We start from the raw sequence: 17,189 nt of genomic DNA, 5'->3' as shown, positions 1-17,189 counted from the left end.
ACTTTATAAAGCCCCTTTCCTAACCCCTTGTCGAACGTCCGGGTGCCGCAATAGCCTGACGCCGCGCCGGTGCCGTCTCACGGTCGTCGGCATCATGTCACCCGTGTCCCACGACAGCTGTGGCACCTGCGACACCGGGGGCACCTGTGGCACCCGCGACACCCGTGGCGGTCGGCGGCGAGAGGAGCTCGATGAAGCGCGGCACATCACGTGACATCCGCACCGCGAACCGCTATGAGGTGCTGCGCCAGATCATCGCCGCCTCCCCCACCTCCCGGCAGGAGTTGGCGTCCGCCACCGGTCTCTCCCTCGCCACCGTGGCCACCCTCGTCGGTGAGCTGCTCGACCTCCACATGATCACGGAGGTCGGGTTCGAGGACTCGGCGGGCGGCCGCCCCCGGGGCCTCGTGGCCGTCAACGCGTCGGGGGGCGCGTTGATCGGCGTCGACATCGCGGAGACGTACGTCCATGTCGAGCTGTTCGACCTGGCGCTGAACGTCCTGGCCCGCGCCGAGGAGCACATGCGCCCCGGTGAGAGCCGGCCGGAACAGGTGGTCGGCCATGTCGCGGCGGCCGTCGGCTCGGTGGTCGCACAGGCCGGGGTCGAGGCGGCCCGGGTGCTCGGCGTCGGAGTGAGCGTGCCGGGTCAGGTGGACCGCGACACCGGCATCGCCGAGTACGCACCCAACTGGGACTGGCACGATGTGCCGTTGCTCGACCTGCTCTCCGAACACATCGCGTATCCACTGCACTTGGACAACCCGCTGCGCGCCAGCGCGGTCGCGGAGCTGTGGTTCGGGGCGGCGCGCGGCCACGGCGACGCGGTCGTGGTCAACCTCGGAACGGGCGTGGGCGCCGGACTCGTCCTGGGTGGCGGGCTGCACCGGGGCGTCAGCAACAGCGCCGGCGAGTGGGGGCACACCACGCTGGTGCTCGACGGACGCCTGTGCCGCTGCGGCAACCACGGCTGCGTGGAGACGTACGTCGGCGCGCTCGGCATCATGCAGAACCTCCGTGAACTCAGCCCGCAGAGCGCCCTGTTGCACCCGGAGGACCAGACCGCCACCATCGACGCGCTGGCGGCCGGGGTCGCCGCGAAGGAGCCGGTGGCCGTCAAGGTCCTCCGGGACACGGCCCGTTACCTCGGCGCCGGCATCGCCGTCCTGGTCAACGTGCTCAACCCCGAGGTGGTCGTGCTGAGCAGCTGGGTCGCCGCCCGGCTCGGCGAGCCCCTCCTCGAAGAGGTGCGCGAGGCCGTCGCCCGGCACGCGCTGAAACGGCCGTTGGCCGCCAACCGCATCGTCCTGTCCCCGATCCCCACCGACCCGGTCTGCCTGGGCGCGGCGACGTTCGCGCTCGAAGGGGCGCTCCAGTCGGTCGGGCAGAGAAGCACCAAGCGCCCGACCGCGGTACGGAGCCGCACCGCGCCGTCCGCCTGAACCAGCGGGCGTCCAGGCATGCGAACGGTAGCCACCCCTGAGCCGAGGGCCGTCGGACCCTGACCCGGCGGCCCTCACCCTCACCCTCCCCCCTCACGGTCCCCCCACCCTCCCCCACCGCTCCCCAACTGCCCTCCACCGCGCCCGCGTTCCCCGTTCCCGACGGCGCTACACACCCCCTTCCACCCCTCACGTTCGCTATCCCGAACACTTCGCAACGCTTCGAACAGACTTCGTCCAACCCCTTGCCGAAGCCTTAGCCGAAGGTTAACGTCCCGCTCCGCAACCAGATTTGAGCCACCTGGCGCTGAGCCATCGAGCCGTAGCCGCACTTCGAGACAAGGACGTCAGCATGTCGGCAATGAGCAACAGCAACTGGTCCCGCCGTTCTCTCTTCCGGGCCGCCGCGGGCATGGCCGCGGCCGGCACGCTCGCCGCCTGCGGCAGCAACAACGGCAGAAGCGGAGGCGGTTCGGGCGACGCGCTCGTCCAGTACTTCCACGCCTACGGCGAGGCGGGCACCGAGCAGGCCATCAAGCGGTACGCGAAGGCCTACAAGGACGCGAACGTCACCACGCAGTGGATCACCGGCTCGAACTTCGAGAGCAAGCTCTTCGCGTCGCTGCTCACCGACAACGCGCCCGACCTCTTCGAGTTCCACCCGCAGATCCAGCTCGTCGAGAGCGGGCAGGTGGCGGACCTGACGGACATCATCGAGCCGGTCAAGGACGACTTCAACCAGGCCGACATCCAGTCGCACACGGTGGACGGCAAGATATACGGCGTCCGGATGATCGACGACCCGCAGTTCTTCTTCTACCGCAAGTCGCTGCTGGAGAAGGCCGGCGTCGAGGTCCCGCAGACCCTCGACGAGCTGCTCGAGGCCGCCGCCAAGCTCACCACGGACAAGGTCAAGGGCGTCTACCTCGGAAACACCCTGCAAGCGGTCATCCGTCCGATGATCTGGGCGGCCGGCGCCGACACCCTCGACGCGCAGAACCAGCCCGCCTACCACACCGACGGTGTCGTCGGCGGCATCAAGCAGATGCGCAAGCTGTTCACCAGCGGCGACCTGCTCCTCGACGCACCGGCCGACTACTGGGACCCGTCCGCGCTCGTCCAGGGCCTCACCGCCATCCAGTTCTGCGGCATGTGGGCCATGCCCGTCATGCAGAAGGCGCTCGGCGACGACCTCGGCATCTTCCCCTTCCCGAAGGTCGGCGACGCGGGCAAGCCCGCGGTCTACAACGGCGGTTGGTCGATGTTCGTCAACGCCAAGGGCGACAAGGTCGACGAGGCCAAGGAGTACGTGAAGTGGCTGTGGATCGACCAGAAGGAGTACCAGGAGGACTGGTCCCTCTCCTACGGCTTCCACATCCCGCCGCGCACCTCGATCGCGCAGTCCGCCGAGAAGCTCAAGTCCGGACTGCCGGCCGAGGGCGTCAAGCTCTTCAGCGACTACGGGCACTTCGACAACATCGGCTGGACCCAGGCCATGATCAAGGCGACGGAGGACGTCTTCGCCGACTCCGTGCGCAAGGGCGGTGACCCCGAGGCCTCGCTCGACAAGTGCGACAAGGTCGTGGGCGCCGAGCTGAAGAAGCTGTTCGGATAGGCCGGCGGACGGATCCCGACATGTCGACGGCGACCAAGCTCGACCGCACGCCCGCCGCCCCGGCCAAGGCCTCCCAGGCCCGGCCGCGGCGGGGGCTGCGGGGCAGCCCAGCGTTCAACTTCTGGCTCTTCACCGGGCCGTTCCTCATCGGCCTGCTGATCTTCGTCTACGTCCCGATCGGCTGGAGCGTCTGGCTCAGCTTCTTCGAGGCCCGCTTCACCGTCACCCCCAGCACGTTCGTCGGTTTCGACAACTACCGCTTCATGCTGGAGAACGACAACTTCACCGGCGCCCTCGGCACCTTCACCGTCTTCGCCGCGATCATCGTGCCCACCACCTGGGCGCTCTCGCTCGGTCTGGCCCTGCTGGTGAACCGGCTGCGGTTCATGCGGGCGTTCTTCCGGTCGGTCTTCTTCCTGCCGACGGCGTGCAGTTACGTAGCCGCTTCCCTCATCTGGAAGATGTCCCTCTTCAACGGCGTCCGCTTCGGTCTGGCGAACACGGTGATCGGCTGGTTCGGCGTCGAGAACATCGCCTGGCTCGCCAACCCCGACCCCCCGTGGTACTGGCTGGTCATCGTCAGCGCGCGCCTGTGGCTGCAATCCGGTTTCTACATGATTCTCTTCCTCGCCGCGCTCCAGAACATCCCGGACGAGCTGTACGAGGCCGCCGCGCTCGACGGTGCCAAGCCCGGCTGGCAGACCTTCCGTCACATCACGCTGCCGCAGCTGCGGGCCACCTCGACGGCCGTGATCCTGCTGCTGCTGATCGCCGCCTACCAGGCCTTCGACGAGTTCTTCAACCTGCTGTCCAAGACCACCTGGGGCCGGCCGCCGCTCGTCGAGCTCTACTACACCGCTCTCGGTGACAACCAGGACTACGGCGCGGGCAGCGCGGGCGCCGTGATCCTCACGCTGCTGATCATCCTCGTCACCCTGTTCCAGGGCAGGATCATGGGATTCGGAAGGGGTGAGGAGTCCAAGTGACCACCACCGTGACCAAGGCGCGGGACGCCGCGACCGCGCGGACCCGCACCCCGCGCGGCGGTCGGCGCGGCTCCGTGATGGGCTCCACCGGCCTGTACGTCGCCGTCGGCGTCGCCGCCCTCCTCTTCCTCGTCCCGTTCTACGTGCTGATCCGCAACGCCTTCGCCACGGACCCCGAGATCACCGGAGAGGAGTGGACGTTCTTCCCCACGGACATCCAGTGGGGCAACATCACCGAACCCTTCGACGACACCACCGTCGACTTCGGCCGGTCGATGTGGAACTCCCTCGTCGTCGGCGTCCTGCACACCGTCGGCACCCTGCTGGTGTGCTCGCTGGCCGGCTACGGCCTGGCCCGCATCCCGTTCCGGCACGCCAACAAGGTGTTCTACGCCGTCCTGTTCACGCTGATGGTCCCCACGGCCGTCACGTTCGTGCCCGGCTTCGTGCTGGTGTCGTCCCTCGGCTGGATCGACTCCTACCGCGGTCTGATCATCCCGGGCCTGTTCAGTGGTTTCACGTGTTTCCTGTTCCGGCAGTACTTCCTGGGGTTCCCCAAGGAGCTGGAGGAGGCGGCGCGGGTGGACGGGCTCGGCTACTGGGGCGCGTACTGGCGGGTCGTCGTACCCAACTCGCTGAACTTCTTCGCCGCGATCGCCACGATCACCTTCATCAACGGCTGGAACTCCTTCCTGTGGCCCCTGGTCATCGGCCAGGACCCGAGCGCCTGGACGGTGCAGGTCGCGCTGTCGTCGTACATGACCAACCAGACCGTCAACTACCACCTGATCTTCATGGCCACGGCCATTTCCATCCTGCCCCTGTTGTGCGTGTTCCTCTTCCTCCAGCGCTGGCTGGTGCAGGGGATCGCGCAGACCGGCATCAAGGGCTGAGCTAGGAGACAGATGTCCTTGCGCACCACCGGCACCACGTCCGCCGTCGACTACGTCGAGGACGTCTCACCGGGCGGCGGGGCCCTTCCGCCCCGCGCCTGGTACGCGTCCTCGGACGCGACGAACCTGTCGCTGAACGGCAGTTGGCGCTTTCGCCTGTCCCCGACGGCGGACGCCGAGGACGAGGCGTTCGCCGAAAGCGGCTACGACGCCGGGGACTGGGCCGAGGTCACGGTCCCCGGCCACTGGGTCCTCCAGGGCGACGGCGCGTTCGGCTCGCCGATCTACACCAACCACCTCTACCCCTTCCCGGTGGACCCGCCCCGCGTCCCCACCGAGAACCCGACCGGCGACCATCTGCGGACCTTCGACCTGCCGGCGGACTGGCCCGCCGACGGGGGTGCCGTCGTGCGGTTCGACGGCGTCGAGTCCTGTGCCCGGGTGTGGCTGAACGGCACGGACCTCGGCGAGTTCAAGGGCTCGCGGCTGGCCCACGAGTTCGCCGTCGGACATCTGCTCAAGGCCACGGGGAACGTCCTCGCCGTCCGCGTCCACCAGTGGTCGGCGGGGTCCTACCTGGAGGACCAGGACCAGTGGTGGCTGCCCGGCATCTTCCGTGACGTGACCCTGCTGCACCGCCCGGCGGGTAGCGCGCTCGACTTCTTCGTGCACGCCTCCTACGACCACGTCACGGGCGAGGGCACCCTGCGCGTCGACTCCGACGTCGACGGACGGGTGACCGTGCCCGCCCTCGACATCGATGTCGCGACCGGGGAAGCGGTGACGGCAACGGTTCGGCCGTGGACGGCCGAGACCCCGGTGCTCTACGACGGTGTCCTCGCCACCGAGGGCGAACGCGTCCCGCTGCGCATCGGTTTCCGTACGGTGGAACTGGCCGACGGTCTGATCAAGGTCAACGGCAGGCCCGTGCTGTTCAAGGGCGTCAACCGGCACGAGTGGCACCCCGAGCGGGGCCGCGCGCTCGACCCGGAGACGATGCGCGAGGACGTGCTGCTGATGAAGCGGCACAACGTCAACGCCGTCCGCACCTCCCACTACCCGCCCCACCCGGCCTTCCTCGACCTGTGCGACGAGTACGGCCTGTGGGTGATCGACGAGTGCGACCTGGAGACCCACGGCTTCGTCGAGCAGGACTGGCGGGACAACCCCGTCGACGACGACCGCTGGACCCCGGCCCTGCTGGACCGCGCCGCCCGCATGGTGGAGCGGGACAAGAACCACCCGTCGGTGGTGATCTGGTCGCTGGGCAACGAGGCCGGCACCGGGCGCGGCCTCACCGCCATGGCCGAGTGGATCCACACCCGCGACACCTCGCGCCTCGTGCACTACGAGGGCGACCGGGACTGCCGTGACACCGACATGTACTCGCGGATGTACGCGAACCACGCCGAGGTCGAGCGGATCGGCCGGGGTCTGGACGGCGGCACCCACAAACGGCGCCGGCTCCCCTTCATCCTCTGCGAGTACGCCCACGCGATGGGCAACGGCCCCGGCGGACTCGCCGACTACCAGCGCGTCTTCGAGGCGCACGACCGGGTGCAGGGCGGCTTCGTCTGGGAGTGGATCGACCACGGCATCGCGCACCCCACCCTCGGCTACGCCTACGGCGGTGACTTCGGCGAGGAACTGCACGACGGGAACTTCGTCTGCGACGGCCTGGTCCTGCCCGACCGCACCCCCTCCCCCGGCCTCGCCGAGTTCAAGAAGGTGATCGAACCGGTTTCCGTCGAGGGCTCCGACAACGGCACGGTCCGGATCACCAACAAGCAGGACTTCACCGACCTCGCGGCGCTCGCCTTCACCTGGGCGTTCCAGGCCGACGGGGAGACGGTCGCGTCGGGTGTGCTGCCGGTGCCGGCGCTCGCGCCGGGAGAGTCGGCCGAGGTGAAGCTGCCGGAGCCGCCGACCGACAACCCGGCCGGCGTCCCGGCCGGCGCGGAGACCGGGTGGACGATCCGGGCCGTGCTCGCCGGGGACACCGCGTGGGCGCCCCGGGGGCATGAGGTGGCGTGGGGCCAGGTGCCGGTCACGGCACGGGTGGTGCCGTCCGTGGACCGCACCGACGGCCCGGTCGCCGCCGAGCGGCTGATCACCCTGGGCCCGGCCTCCTTCGACGCCCGTACGGGCGCGCTCCGGTCGATCGGCGCGGTCGAGGTGACCGGGCTGCGGCTGGACGTGTGGCGGGCGACCACCGACAACGACGACGGCGCCGAGTGGCAGACGGACCTCCGGTTCGGCGACGTGTGGCGCAAGCTCGGCCTGCACCGGATGCGGCACCGCCTGGACACGGTCGAGGCCGGCGACGACGCGCTGACCGTACGGACCCGGGTGGCACCGGCGGCCGCGGAGGTGGGCCTGTCGACGGTGTACCGGTGGACGTCCGACGGAAACCGGCTACGACTGACCGTTTCCGTGACGCCCGAGGGCGACTGGACGGTGCCGCTGCCCCGGCTCGGCATCCGCTTCGGGCTGTCCGAGGCCGACGCGGTGACCTGGTTCGGTGGCGGTCCGGGCGAGGCGTACCCGGACAGCAGGACGGCCTCGGAGGTCGGCCGCTGGCGGTCGACGGTGGACGCGCTCCAGACGCCGTACGTCCGTCCGCAGGAGAACGGCGCCCGCGCCGACGTGCGCTGGGCGCGGCTCGGCGGACTGCTGATCGAGGGCGACCCGGAGTTCTGGTTCAGCGCCCGCCGCTGGACCAACGAGCAGCTGGACGCCGCCCGGCACCGCACCGACCTCACCCCCGGCGACACGGTGTGGGTCAATCTCGACCACGGCCAGCACGGCATCGGTTCCCAGTCCTGCGGCCCGGGCCCGCTGCCGCCGTACTGGCTGAACGTGGCACCGGCCGAGTTCTCGTTCGTGTTCTCGGCGGGCGAGTGACAGCTGTTTCCGGTCAGTCGATCGACCGAGTGATCGAGTGATCGACCGTTTGACCATCTGACCATCTGACCATCTGACCGATCGATCGACCGTTTGATCGACATTCCGACACCGTGAGGACGTCTCCCGGGGGGGGGGGGGGTCCCCTCCTGCCGTCTCAACTCTTTTGGGGGGGGACAGGAGGGGGGGGGAGCCTGAGGGGGCGGGCTTTTCCTCCCCCCCCCCCCCCCCCCCCCCGACCCCCCCACCCCCCCGCCCCCCCCCCCCCCACCCCCCCCCCCCCCCCCCCCCCCCCCCCCCCCCCCCCCCCCCCCCCCCCCCGCTTCTCTGGAGGTTGAACGAGTGAGCGGCAGTATCGAGGTACGCGGTCTGTCCCGCACCTTCCACACCACCGTCCGCCGGCCCGGCTTCGCCGGGGCGCTGCGTTCCCTGGTCAACCCGGAGCGGGTCGCCAAGCACGCGGTGTCCGACATCTCCTTCGACGTGGCCGCGGGCGAACTCCTCGCCCTGCTCGGCCCGAACGGCGCCGGCAAGTCCACCACCATCAAGATGCTCACCGGCATCCTCACCCCCACCTCCGGCGAGGCGCGCGTTGCGGGCGTGGTGCCGTACCGGGAGCGGGAGCGCAACGCCCGTAACATCGGCGCGGTCTTCGGGCAGCGCACCCAGCTGTGGTGGGACCTGCCGGCCCGCGAGTCGTTCGCGATCCTGCGGGACATCTACGAGGTCCCGCAGGCCGAACACGCCACCCGTCTCGGGGAGTTCGACGATCTCCTCGACCTCTCGTCGTTCTGGGACACCCGGGTGCGGCACCTCTCCCTCGGTCAGCGGGTGCGCTGCGACCTGGCGGCCGCCCTGCTGCACGACCCGCCCGTGGTCTTCCTCGACGAACCGACGATCGGCATGGACGTGGTGGTCAAGGAGCAGGTACGCGAGTTCCTCCGGCACCAGGTCGAACAGCGGGGCCGTACCGTCCTGTTGACCACGCACGACATGACGGAGGTCGAGCGGCTCGCCGAGCGGGTCGTGCTGATCAACCACGGCCGGCTCGTCCTGGACGGCGGGCTCGACGAGATCCGCCGAAAGTTCGGCTCGACCTGGAAGGTGCGGGCGACGCTGGCCGACCCGCACTCCGAGATCGTGCCGCTGCCGGGCATCGCGGTGCTCGGCCACGACGGTCCGCGGGTGGTGTTCGGCCCGGAGGGTGCCGACGCCCCGACCGTCCACCAGGCATTGAAGGCGGTCATCGAACGGTACGAGGTGACGGGCATCGCCATCGACGAGGCGGACCTCGAGGACGTGATGCGAGCCGCCTACATCCAGGCCGGGGTGGCGTGATGGCCGTGCCACACGGCTGGCGCGCCGCCCGTGTCACCCCGCTCGGCGAGCTGCACGCCCCGCCCCGGATGACCGCCGTCCTGCTCCGGCTGACGGTGCAGGTGGTGCTGGTGGCGTCCCTGTGGAACGGCCTGTACGCGCACACCGGGACGACCGCCGGACTCGACCGCGACCAGGCGGTCACCTACGCCGTCCTGGCCGTACTCGCCTCCCGGGTGCGGGAGTTGGACCAGTACACGGGCCGGGACACCGTACTTCAGCACATGCACTTCGGCACGATCGTCTACTGGTATCTGCGCCCGCTGCCGCCCCAGCGCTACTACGCCCTGCGCGCTCTCGGCGAGCAACTGTACGGTCTGGCCTGGGCGTTGGGCGGATTCGCGGTGTGTCTCGCGGTGGGGGCGGTGGAGCCGCCCGCGTCGGCCGCGGCGGCCGGGGTGTTCGCGCCCAGCCTGCTGCTCGGCCAGTGGGTGCTGTACTACGTGATGCTCGCCCTGGACCAGCTGTGCTTCTGGACCCTGCGCAACAACGCCGCGATGATGATCCTGATCTTCGCGCAGAACCTGCTGTCCGGGGTGTACGCGCCGCTGTGGTTCTTTCCGGACTGGTTCGTGACGCTGAGTTCCTTCCTGCCCTTCCAGGCCACGCTGAGCGTGCCGCTGTCCCTCTACATCGGCCGCATCCCGCTGTCGGACGCCGCCGGTGAACTGGCCGTCCAGGCGGCCTGGGTCCTGGTGCTCGCCCTGTTCACCCGGTTCCTGTGGCGGCGGGCCGCCCGCCGAGTCATCTCCCAGGGAGGCTGAGGCTCTTGAACGCCGTCCGGATCGCCTGGCGCGTCACGCGCCTCAACTTCCGCGCGCAGCTGGAGTATCGCTCCGAGTTTCTGCTGATGATCGCGATCGGCGCCGTCTGGCAGGTGTCGGTGATCGTGTTCGCGACCGTGCTGCTCTCCCGGTTCACCGGGATGGGCGGCTGGGACAGCTCGGAGGTGCTGCTCATCCCGGCGACGCGGATGCTGGCGCACGGCCTGTTCGTGCTGCTGCTGGGCCGTATGCACTTCGCGGGCCGGCAGATCCAGGAGGGACGGATCGACATCTATCTGGTGCGCCCGATGCCGGTGCACCGCCAGGTCCAGCTCGCCTACTTCCCGACCAACGCGATCGGCGACCTGACCGTGGCGGCGGGCCTGATGGTGGGCGCGCTCAGCCGCAGCGAGCTGGACTGGTCGGCGGGCCGGATCTCGTACCTGATCGCCGCGGTCGTCGGTGGCATGTTCCTGGAGGCGGCCCTGTTCACGGCCGTGGCCGCCGCGGCGCTGCGCTTCCCGGCCGCCGACTACTGGAGCAACTGGCTGGAGGAACTGCTCGGCACGTTCGGCAGCTACCCGCTGAACGTGCTCCCGAGGGCGGTGGGCGGCTTCCTGACCTACGGCCTTCCCCTCGCGTTCGTCGCCTACTTCCCGGCCGCCGTCCTCACCGGCCACGGCCATGACACCGGCGTCCCCTACGGGCTGGCGGCACTCTCACCGCTGCTGGGCGTGCTGGCGTACCTGGGCTCGCGACTGCTGTGGCGGTGGAGCCTGGGGCACTACGCGGGGGTGAACGGGTAGGTGGCCGCCTACGGAAGCCGCCGCCCCGCCCCGCGGACGGGTGTCACCAGCGCCACGCCCGCGACGAGCACACAGCAACCGCCCGCCGCCAGTGCCACCGGCGCCCTCCCGTGCCGCTCCGCCGCCCAGGTCAGAAGGGCCGCACCGACCGGGGCCGCGGCGTACTGGAGGGTCCGGAAGGCGGCGGTGACCCGTCCCAGCAACGGCTCCGGGGTGACCTCCTGCCGCAAGGACGTGGAGGCAGAAAGCGGTTCCGCGAGAGCGCCAGGGCCGGGCCCCCAGGGAAACGCGCGGGACCGGGCCACAGAAATACGGATCCGCAGAAATACACAGGTGCGGCCGACGCGCGGCATGGCCCACGATGACCTGTATGTATGACCCCTTCGACACGCACCGCCCCCGCGAGGTCCGGCCCGGCGACTACCCGGTGTGGGACGAGGCACTGGCCGTCGTCAACCGCGACCTGACCGCCCTGCTGCCGGACCAGCGCCCGCTGCGCCTGATGGCGCTGCCGTCCTGGACGGAGGAACGGTCCGACGACGAGCAGGCGTCCGAGCACGTGTACGTCACCCTGCCCGACGGCCGCTGGCACGGCGACAACCTGCACCAGGACTCGGGGACCGCACTCGACGACGCCCTCGCCGCCGTCGCCGAGGCGGCACAGGACACCGTGCTGGAGTGTCTCTGGCAGGTGTGGCCCGAATGCGCCGAGCACCGGCTCGGGATGCACCCGAGCCAGGAGGACGGCCGGGCGGTGTGGCGCTGCGCGGGAGGCCCGGACCCACAGGACGCGGACCACGTACGGGCGATCGGTGAACTGGAGGGGCCACACCTCCCGCGGAGAGAGCGCCGCAAGCAGCGCAATCGGAACAAGCAGAGCAAGCCGGGTGGGGCGAACAAGCCCCAGTAAGCGATTTCCCTCCCTGCACTCACTGTTTCCTCAACAACCCTTGTGTGTCACTCCGGGTCGGCTCCAATCTGAGCAATGTTCATCTCTTGCCGCTCCCCCCTCCGACCGGAGACACCCTCACATGAGACGACTCATCGGCACCCTCGCGGCCGGCGTGCTGGCCCTGACGGGCCTCACCGCGACCGCCGCGGCCCCCGCCCAGGCGGCCTCCGACGCCGCCGCCTCGGGCACCTTCAACGTCCTGACGTACAACGTCGCGGGTCTGCCCGAAGGCCTCAGCTCCGGCCACCCGGCGACCAACACCCCGCTGATATCACCGCGGTTGGCGGCGTACGACATCGTCAACGTCCAGGAGGACTTCAACTACCACGCGGCGCTGTACGCGGGCGACAACCACCCGTACCGTACGGCGACCAGCGGTGGCGCGGGCATCGGCGACGGTCTCAACACCCTCTCCGACCACCCCTTCGAGGACTTCGAGCGGGTGCGCTGGAACAACTGCACCGGCACCAACTGCCTGACCCCGAAGGGCTTCACGCTGGCCCGGGTGCGCGTGGCGGAGGGGGCGTTCGTGGACCTCTACAACGTGCACACCAACGCCGACGACTCGAACGACGCGCTGGCCGCCCGCCGCGCCAACATCGAGCAGTTGTCGGACTTCATCCAGGCCAACTCGTCCGGCAACGCGGTGATCGTGATGGGTGACACCAACACGCGCTACACCCGCAGCGGCGACAACATCCGCACGCTCGCCGACGAGAACGGCCTGACCGACGCCTGGGTGCAGCTGGTCAAGGGCGGGACGCGGCCGACGCAGGGCGCGGACGCGCTGCTGTGCCCGATGTCGGCACCGCCGAACGACTGCGAGGTGGTCGACAAGGTCCTCTACCGGGGCAGCAAGCTGTTCTCCCTGACCGCGAACCGTTACAACGACGAGTGGGCGTCCTTCCTGGACTCCGCGGGCGGCAACCTGTCGGACCACTTCCCGCACACGGTCGACTTCTCGTACACCCTCAACTCCTCCCTGCGGGCCGGCAACTTCTTCGGCGGGCCGCACGGCACGGCGTTCAACGACGCGGACGACCTGCCCGCCACCGCGGCCCCGCGCACCCTGACGCTGCGGGGCGGCTCCCGCCTGGACGCGGTGGCGCTGACGCACGACGGCGGTACGACGCTGACCCACGGCGGCACGGGCGGCACGGCCACGTCGCTGACCCTGGCGGGGGGCGAGCACCTGACCTCGGTGAAGCTGACCCAGGGTCAGAAGGACGGCCACACAAGGATCTTCTCGGCGTCCTTCACGACCGACAAGTCCCGCACGCTTTCCGCCGGAACGGCGACGGCTGACACCGTCACCTTCACGGCCCCCTCCGGCTGGCAGATCGTCGGCTTCACCGGCCGTTCGGGTGACGAGGTGGACAAGCTGGGCGTGCTGTACGCGCCGATCGGCTGAGCCCGATCCGGGCCGAACCCGAGAGAGCGCCTCCGCCGGGGCGGGACAGCGCCCGGGCGGAGGCGCCGGCGTCTGCGGCGCCTGGGCACCCGGGCAGCGCTCCCCGCCCGCGATCAGACGCGGGACACGGTCCCGCAATCCTCGGAGGCGTTCTCTCCGATTTCCTTGCTGCGGTCGTACGGGTCCGTCGTCGGGCCGGTCGGCGCGGGCCCCGTGGGCTCGGCGGACCTGAACTGCGGGTGCAGGAAGCCGTCGTAGACGTCACAGGCGGAGTTGCCGGCCTCCTCGTTGTACTTGACGACGACCAGGCGTCCGGCGGTGACGTCGTAGTGCGCGGGGTCGGAGAGTTCCACGTCGAGCACCCGGCGCACGATGGTGCGGGTCACCTCGACGGAGCCGTCGGCACGGGTGACCGGGTAGACGAAGGTGTAGTCGGCGTGCACGGCCACGCCGTCGAACTCGCCCTTCTTGAACGTCATCCGCCCGCGCGTCTTGACCACATCGCCGACGACCTTGATCTCGCCGGGATCGAAACGGCTGAACATCGACAGCGGGTCGTGGGCCTCGCTCGGGGACCTCAGGGAGGTGTTCAGGTCGTCGAGGAGGTCCGGCTGCTTGGGGTCGAGCACCGAGAGCGCGGCCGTCGGGCGTTCCCCGCGCAGCGTCTTCGGGTCGAGGTTCGCGCTGACCAGCAGTTTCCTGGTCAGCTCCAAGGCTTGCGAAACACGCTCCTTCGAGGCCCCTCCGACGGCTTTCGCGGCCGGCAGGACGATCCCGGCCTCCCCGTCGGCCCAGCGAAGGGCCGGGGAACCGGCGAACGGACGGTCGAGGGTGGGGACCTGATCGGGAGCCGGGGCAGGCGCAGCGGTGGGTGCGGCGGTCTCCAGGGGGAGAGGCGACGAGGCGACCTCCGGCTCGCCCTGCCCGAAGGGGTCACCGGGCAGCAACGACGGCTTCAGAGCCACGACGACCACGGCGATCGCCGCGGCCACCCCGAGGGCGGACCAGATCTTCCGGCGCCGTACGCCGCGGGCCGCCGTGTCCGGCGCGCTCCGCCACGCCGCGGGCATCTCGCCCCGGGCGTCCTGCTGCCGCAGCCGCTCGGTGACCATACGGGCGCGAGCGGAGGGCTCCTTCGGGGCGGCGGTCCCCGCCTCGCTCTCCTGGAGGAAGGCCTGCAATGCCTCGTCGGATATGGACGAGCCGTCTCCGGGCTCTTCAGGGGATCTGCCGACCACGGGGGGAAACGCCTTTCTTCGGCCTCCGGCTTGTTTCTCCTAGGGGACGTCCCTGCGAATCCACAAGTTGCCCAGATCACCCATCGGTTGATGTGAACCTGATCACACGGCGTGTGGTGTCGACGTGCCGCGCCGAACAGCCCGCCCCTTAGGATCCTCCCTGATCCACCGAGGCCCGATCCCAGCCCGAGCACAAGCACAAGCACAAGCAAGGCGGAACCCATGCCCCGAGCCGGCCTCTCCACCGACCGTCTCGTCGCGGCCGCCGCCGAACTGGCCGACGAGGTCGGGTTCGAGGGAGTCACCATCTCGGCGCTGGCCCGGCGCTTCGGAGTCAAGGACGCGAGTCTGTACTCGCACGTGCGGAACCTCCAGGACCTGCGGACCCGACTCGCGCTGCTCGTCGGCGGCGAGATGATCGACCGTATCGCGGTGGCCGTCGCCGGGCTCGCCGGCCGGGACGCGCTGGTGGCCTTCGCCGGGGCCTACCGGGAATACGCCCTCCGCCACCCGGGGCGGTACGCGGCCACCCAGATCCGTATCGATCGGTCCACCGCGGCCGACACCCCCGAACTGCGCCGCACCGCCGACATCACCTACGGCATGCTCCGCGGCTACGGCCTCGACGAACCCGACCTCACCGACGCCGTCCGCCTGCTGCGCAGCACCTTCCACGGGTACTGCGCCTTGGAGGCCGGCGGCGGCTTCGGCGCGCCCCGGGACGTACAGCGGTCGTGGGACAAAGCCGTCGACGCCCTGCACATGGCCCTGACCCATTGGCCCCGCGAGGCCGGCGGCGGGGGCGTTCAAGGGGACTGACGCGCCCCTCCCCGAGAGGCTCCTTCGGACTGCGCCCCGGCGCCCAGCGCCTGGACTTCGCCGTACGTCGGGATCCGGCCCGCGGGTGTCCGGCCTTCGCGAATGTCGGTGACCGTCTCCAGAGCCGCCCCGAGCGCCCGCCGGTACAGCAGCGAACCGAGGCTGATGCGGCGCACGCCGAGGTCGGTGAGCTGGGGGACGGTCGGGCCCGTCGGCGAGTAGAGGATGTTCAGCGGAGCGTCGAGGTGGGCGACCAGTTCGGCGATCAGGCGCGGGTCGCCGAGGCCCGGAACGAACACGCCGTCCGCACCCGCCTGTTGGTAGGCGTCGAGCCGGGAAAGCGTTTCGGTCAGTTTCCGCGCGGGGTCGCCGCCGGATCCCGACCAGTACGTGTCCGTACGGGCGTTGACGAAGAGGTTCGGCGCCGCCGCCCTGACGGCCGCGATCTTCGCCGCGTGCCGGGCGGCCGGGCCGGGACCGTCCTCGAGGTTGATGCCCACCGCGCCCACGGCGGCGAGCTGTCGCGCGAACTCCCCCACAGCGTCGGGGTCTTCGCTGAATCCGTCCTCCGCGTCCATGGAGAGAAGGAAGGGGCGCGAGCCGAGGAGGAGGGCGAGTCCGAGTGTCTCGTCGCGGGTCGACGACGCGCCGTCGGGCAGACCGATCGCCGCGGCGACGGCCAGGCTGGTCGTGCCGATCGCCGGGAAGCCCAGGCCGGCGAGGGCCAGGGCGGAGGCGTGGTCCCAGGCGTTGGGCAGGAGAAGCGGGGCGTCGGCGTGGTGGAGGGCGGCGAATGCGGTCAGCACCACAGCGCCTCCCGCATCCCGCGACGACCCCGCACGGCACCACAGCCACGTCGTACCCGCGCAATCGGGGCCCCTCGCGGCGCCCCCTCACCGGACCCGGCCCCCGTTTCCGCTGCCGACCCCTGCCGGTATCCGCTCGACCCACTCACCCGTGCCGTCATACGCGCACGTTAGAGCCCCGTTCCTTCGGCGCCGGCCGAACTGTCGGGCGCACTCGTCGTCACGCCGCCGCCGGCCTACCTGCCTACCAACCTGCCTGCCTGCCTGCCTGCCGCCACCGTCACGCCCACCGCAGGCTGCCTGACTCGCGACGCCACGGCCCGATCCGCCCGTCCCAGGGCAGCCGTTACCGAAACCCTTCTCAGCCGGCGGTGGCCGCCCGCTCCGCCGCGCTGCGCTCCACGCAGAACTCGTTCCCCTCCGGGTCCGCGAGGACCGCCCACCCGGTGCCGTCCGGCCTGCGCTGGTCGTCGAACATCGTGGCCCCGAGGGCGAGCAGGCGCTCGACCTCCTCGTCGCGGGTGCGGTCCTGCGGCTGGAGGTCGAGGTGGATGCGGTTCTTGAAGGTCTTGGTCTCCGGGACGGTCACGAAGAGCAGGCCCGCTCCCTCGATCAGCACCTCCGGATCACCGGGCTTGTCGTCCTCGTGAATGGGCTGGCCGAGAACCTCGGCCCAGAAGCTTCCGAGGACGTAGGCGTCGGAGCAGTCGATCGTCATGTGACGGATGGCAGAAGTCATGCGCGGATTCTTCTGCACACCGTCCACGGCGGGCAACGGAGATTCTCCCGCACAGAACGGGCCCGTCCGAAGAAACGGCACGGCAACCCTTTCCGACCCGGCGGCAACCACAGGTCATGCCATCTGCACGACGACAAGCCGGCCTATGTCGGCGCCAAGGGGGCGAAGCTCGGCGGAGGGTGGAGCTGGGGGTGCAGTCACAACGAGGGCATCGCCCTGCATGCCGAGGCCTCGGGCGCCTTCACCTCTCTCTGTTTCGACGACTGGCGCTCGGGCCTGTTCGTCTCGACCGGGATCGGGGCCCCGGACACCGCGCCGGTCGTGCAGCGGGAGCAGTGCTGGGCGGGCTACCGGGATTCATTCGCAGTGCCCCGGCGTTCACGCCGGGGGTGAAGCGAATCTGATGGTGGCGACGCGGAGCGTCGCCGTATCTGCTCCGG

14 protein-coding genes and 1 pseudogene are annotated in these 17,189 nt (G+C 70.3%); 11 read left to right on the top strand and 4 right to left on the bottom strand.

Annotated elements, in window-relative coordinates:
- Positions 1-191 precede the first annotated feature (191 nt).
- From ACZ6D7_RS34710 to ACZ6D7_RS34675, 8 genes are all read left to right on the top strand, one after another.
- Complete coding sequence (locus ACZ6D7_RS34710; protein ID WP_469499773.1) at positions 192-1,439, top strand: ROK family transcriptional regulator; 1,248 nt, start codon at positions 192-194, stop codon at positions 1,437-1,439.
- 352 nt (positions 1,440-1,791) lie between these two features.
- Positions 1,792-3,054 carry an ABC transporter substrate-binding protein gene (locus ACZ6D7_RS34705; protein WP_469499771.1) on the top strand — a complete coding sequence of 421 codons (1,263 nt, stop codon included), beginning with the start codon at positions 1,792-1,794 and terminating at the stop codon, positions 3,052-3,054.
- A gap of 20 nt (positions 3,055-3,074) precedes the next feature.
- Entirely contained in the window at positions 3,075-4,040 is a 966-nt protein-coding gene (locus ACZ6D7_RS34700; RefSeq protein ID WP_469499770.1) for a carbohydrate ABC transporter permease, read from the top strand.
- Positions 4,037-4,933 carry a carbohydrate ABC transporter permease gene (locus tag ACZ6D7_RS34695; protein ID WP_469499768.1) on the top strand — a complete coding sequence of 299 codons (897 nt, stop codon included), beginning with the start codon at positions 4,037-4,039 and terminating at the stop codon, positions 4,931-4,933. Before ACZ6D7_RS34700 ends, ACZ6D7_RS34695 begins: the two co-directional genes overlap by 4 nt.
- 12 nt (positions 4,934-4,945) lie before the next feature.
- Complete coding sequence (locus ACZ6D7_RS34690) at positions 4,946-7,837, top strand: glycoside hydrolase family 2 TIM barrel-domain containing protein (protein ID WP_469499766.1); 2,892 nt, start codon at positions 4,946-4,948, stop codon at positions 7,835-7,837.
- Between the two features lie 342 nt (positions 7,838-8,179).
- The gene (locus tag ACZ6D7_RS34685; protein WP_469499764.1) at positions 8,180-9,175 is read left to right on the top strand and encodes an ABC transporter ATP-binding protein; all 996 of its coding nucleotides are present in this window, start codon (positions 8,180-8,182) and stop codon (positions 9,173-9,175) included.
- A complete protein-coding gene (locus ACZ6D7_RS34680) occupies positions 9,175-9,978 on the top strand; it encodes an ABC transporter permease (RefSeq protein ID WP_469499763.1) in 804 nt (267 codons plus the stop codon). The genes ACZ6D7_RS34685 and ACZ6D7_RS34680 overlap by 1 nt, the downstream gene beginning before the upstream one ends.
- Before the next feature lie 5 nt (positions 9,979-9,983).
- Entirely contained in the window at positions 9,984-10,784 is an 801-nt protein-coding gene (locus ACZ6D7_RS34675; RefSeq protein WP_469499761.1) for an ABC transporter permease, read from the top strand.
- Positions 10,785-10,792: 8 nt separating this feature from the next.
- Here ACZ6D7_RS34675 and ACZ6D7_RS34670 read toward each other — a convergent pair.
- Positions 10,793-11,029 (bottom strand): annotated as a pseudogene (locus ACZ6D7_RS34670) (MFS transporter); the annotation flags it as partial.
- Between the two features lie 125 nt (positions 11,030-11,154).
- Here ACZ6D7_RS34670 and ACZ6D7_RS34665 point away from each other — a divergent pair.
- Both ACZ6D7_RS34665 and ACZ6D7_RS34660 read left to right on the top strand, forming a co-directional pair.
- Complete coding sequence (locus tag ACZ6D7_RS34665; RefSeq protein WP_469499759.1) at positions 11,155-11,694, top strand: hypothetical protein; 540 nt, start codon at positions 11,155-11,157, stop codon at positions 11,692-11,694.
- Between the two features lie 121 nt (positions 11,695-11,815).
- The gene (locus ACZ6D7_RS34660) at positions 11,816-13,147 is read left to right on the top strand and encodes a jacalin-like lectin (protein WP_469499758.1); all 1,332 of its coding nucleotides are present in this window, start codon (positions 11,816-11,818) and stop codon (positions 13,145-13,147) included.
- A gap of 113 nt (positions 13,148-13,260) precedes the next feature.
- On the opposite strand, the gene ACZ6D7_RS34655 is transcribed toward ACZ6D7_RS34660, so the two are convergent.
- The gene (locus tag ACZ6D7_RS34655; protein WP_469499756.1) at positions 13,261-14,385 is read right to left on the bottom strand and encodes a hypothetical protein; all 1,125 of its coding nucleotides are present in this window, start codon (positions 14,383-14,385) and stop codon (positions 13,261-13,263) included.
- 222 nt (positions 14,386-14,607) lie between these two features.
- Between ACZ6D7_RS34655 and ACZ6D7_RS34650 the strand changes: the two genes are divergently transcribed.
- Entirely contained in the window at positions 14,608-15,204 is a 597-nt protein-coding gene (locus tag ACZ6D7_RS34650; protein WP_469499754.1) for a TetR/AcrR family transcriptional regulator, read from the top strand.
- Here ACZ6D7_RS34650 and ACZ6D7_RS34645 read toward each other — a convergent pair.
- Positions 15,192-16,013: an isocitrate lyase/PEP mutase family protein gene (locus ACZ6D7_RS34645; protein ID WP_469499752.1), complete on the bottom strand. Its 822-nt coding sequence runs from the start codon at positions 16,011-16,013 to the stop codon at positions 15,192-15,194. The two genes, ACZ6D7_RS34650 and ACZ6D7_RS34645, sit on opposite strands and share 13 nt — an antisense overlap.
- Before the next feature lie 358 nt (positions 16,014-16,371).
- On the bottom strand, positions 16,372-16,749 hold the full coding sequence (locus tag ACZ6D7_RS34640) for a VOC family protein (RefSeq protein WP_469499749.1): 378 nt from the start codon (positions 16,747-16,749) through the stop codon (positions 16,372-16,374).
- Between the last annotated feature and the right edge of the window lie 440 nt (positions 16,750-17,189).

Source organism: Streptomyces sp. NPDC041784 (assembly GCF_055591025.1).
The sequence above is the reverse complement of the archived record's forward strand: the minus strand, read 5'-3'. Positions and strand labels throughout refer to the sequence as shown.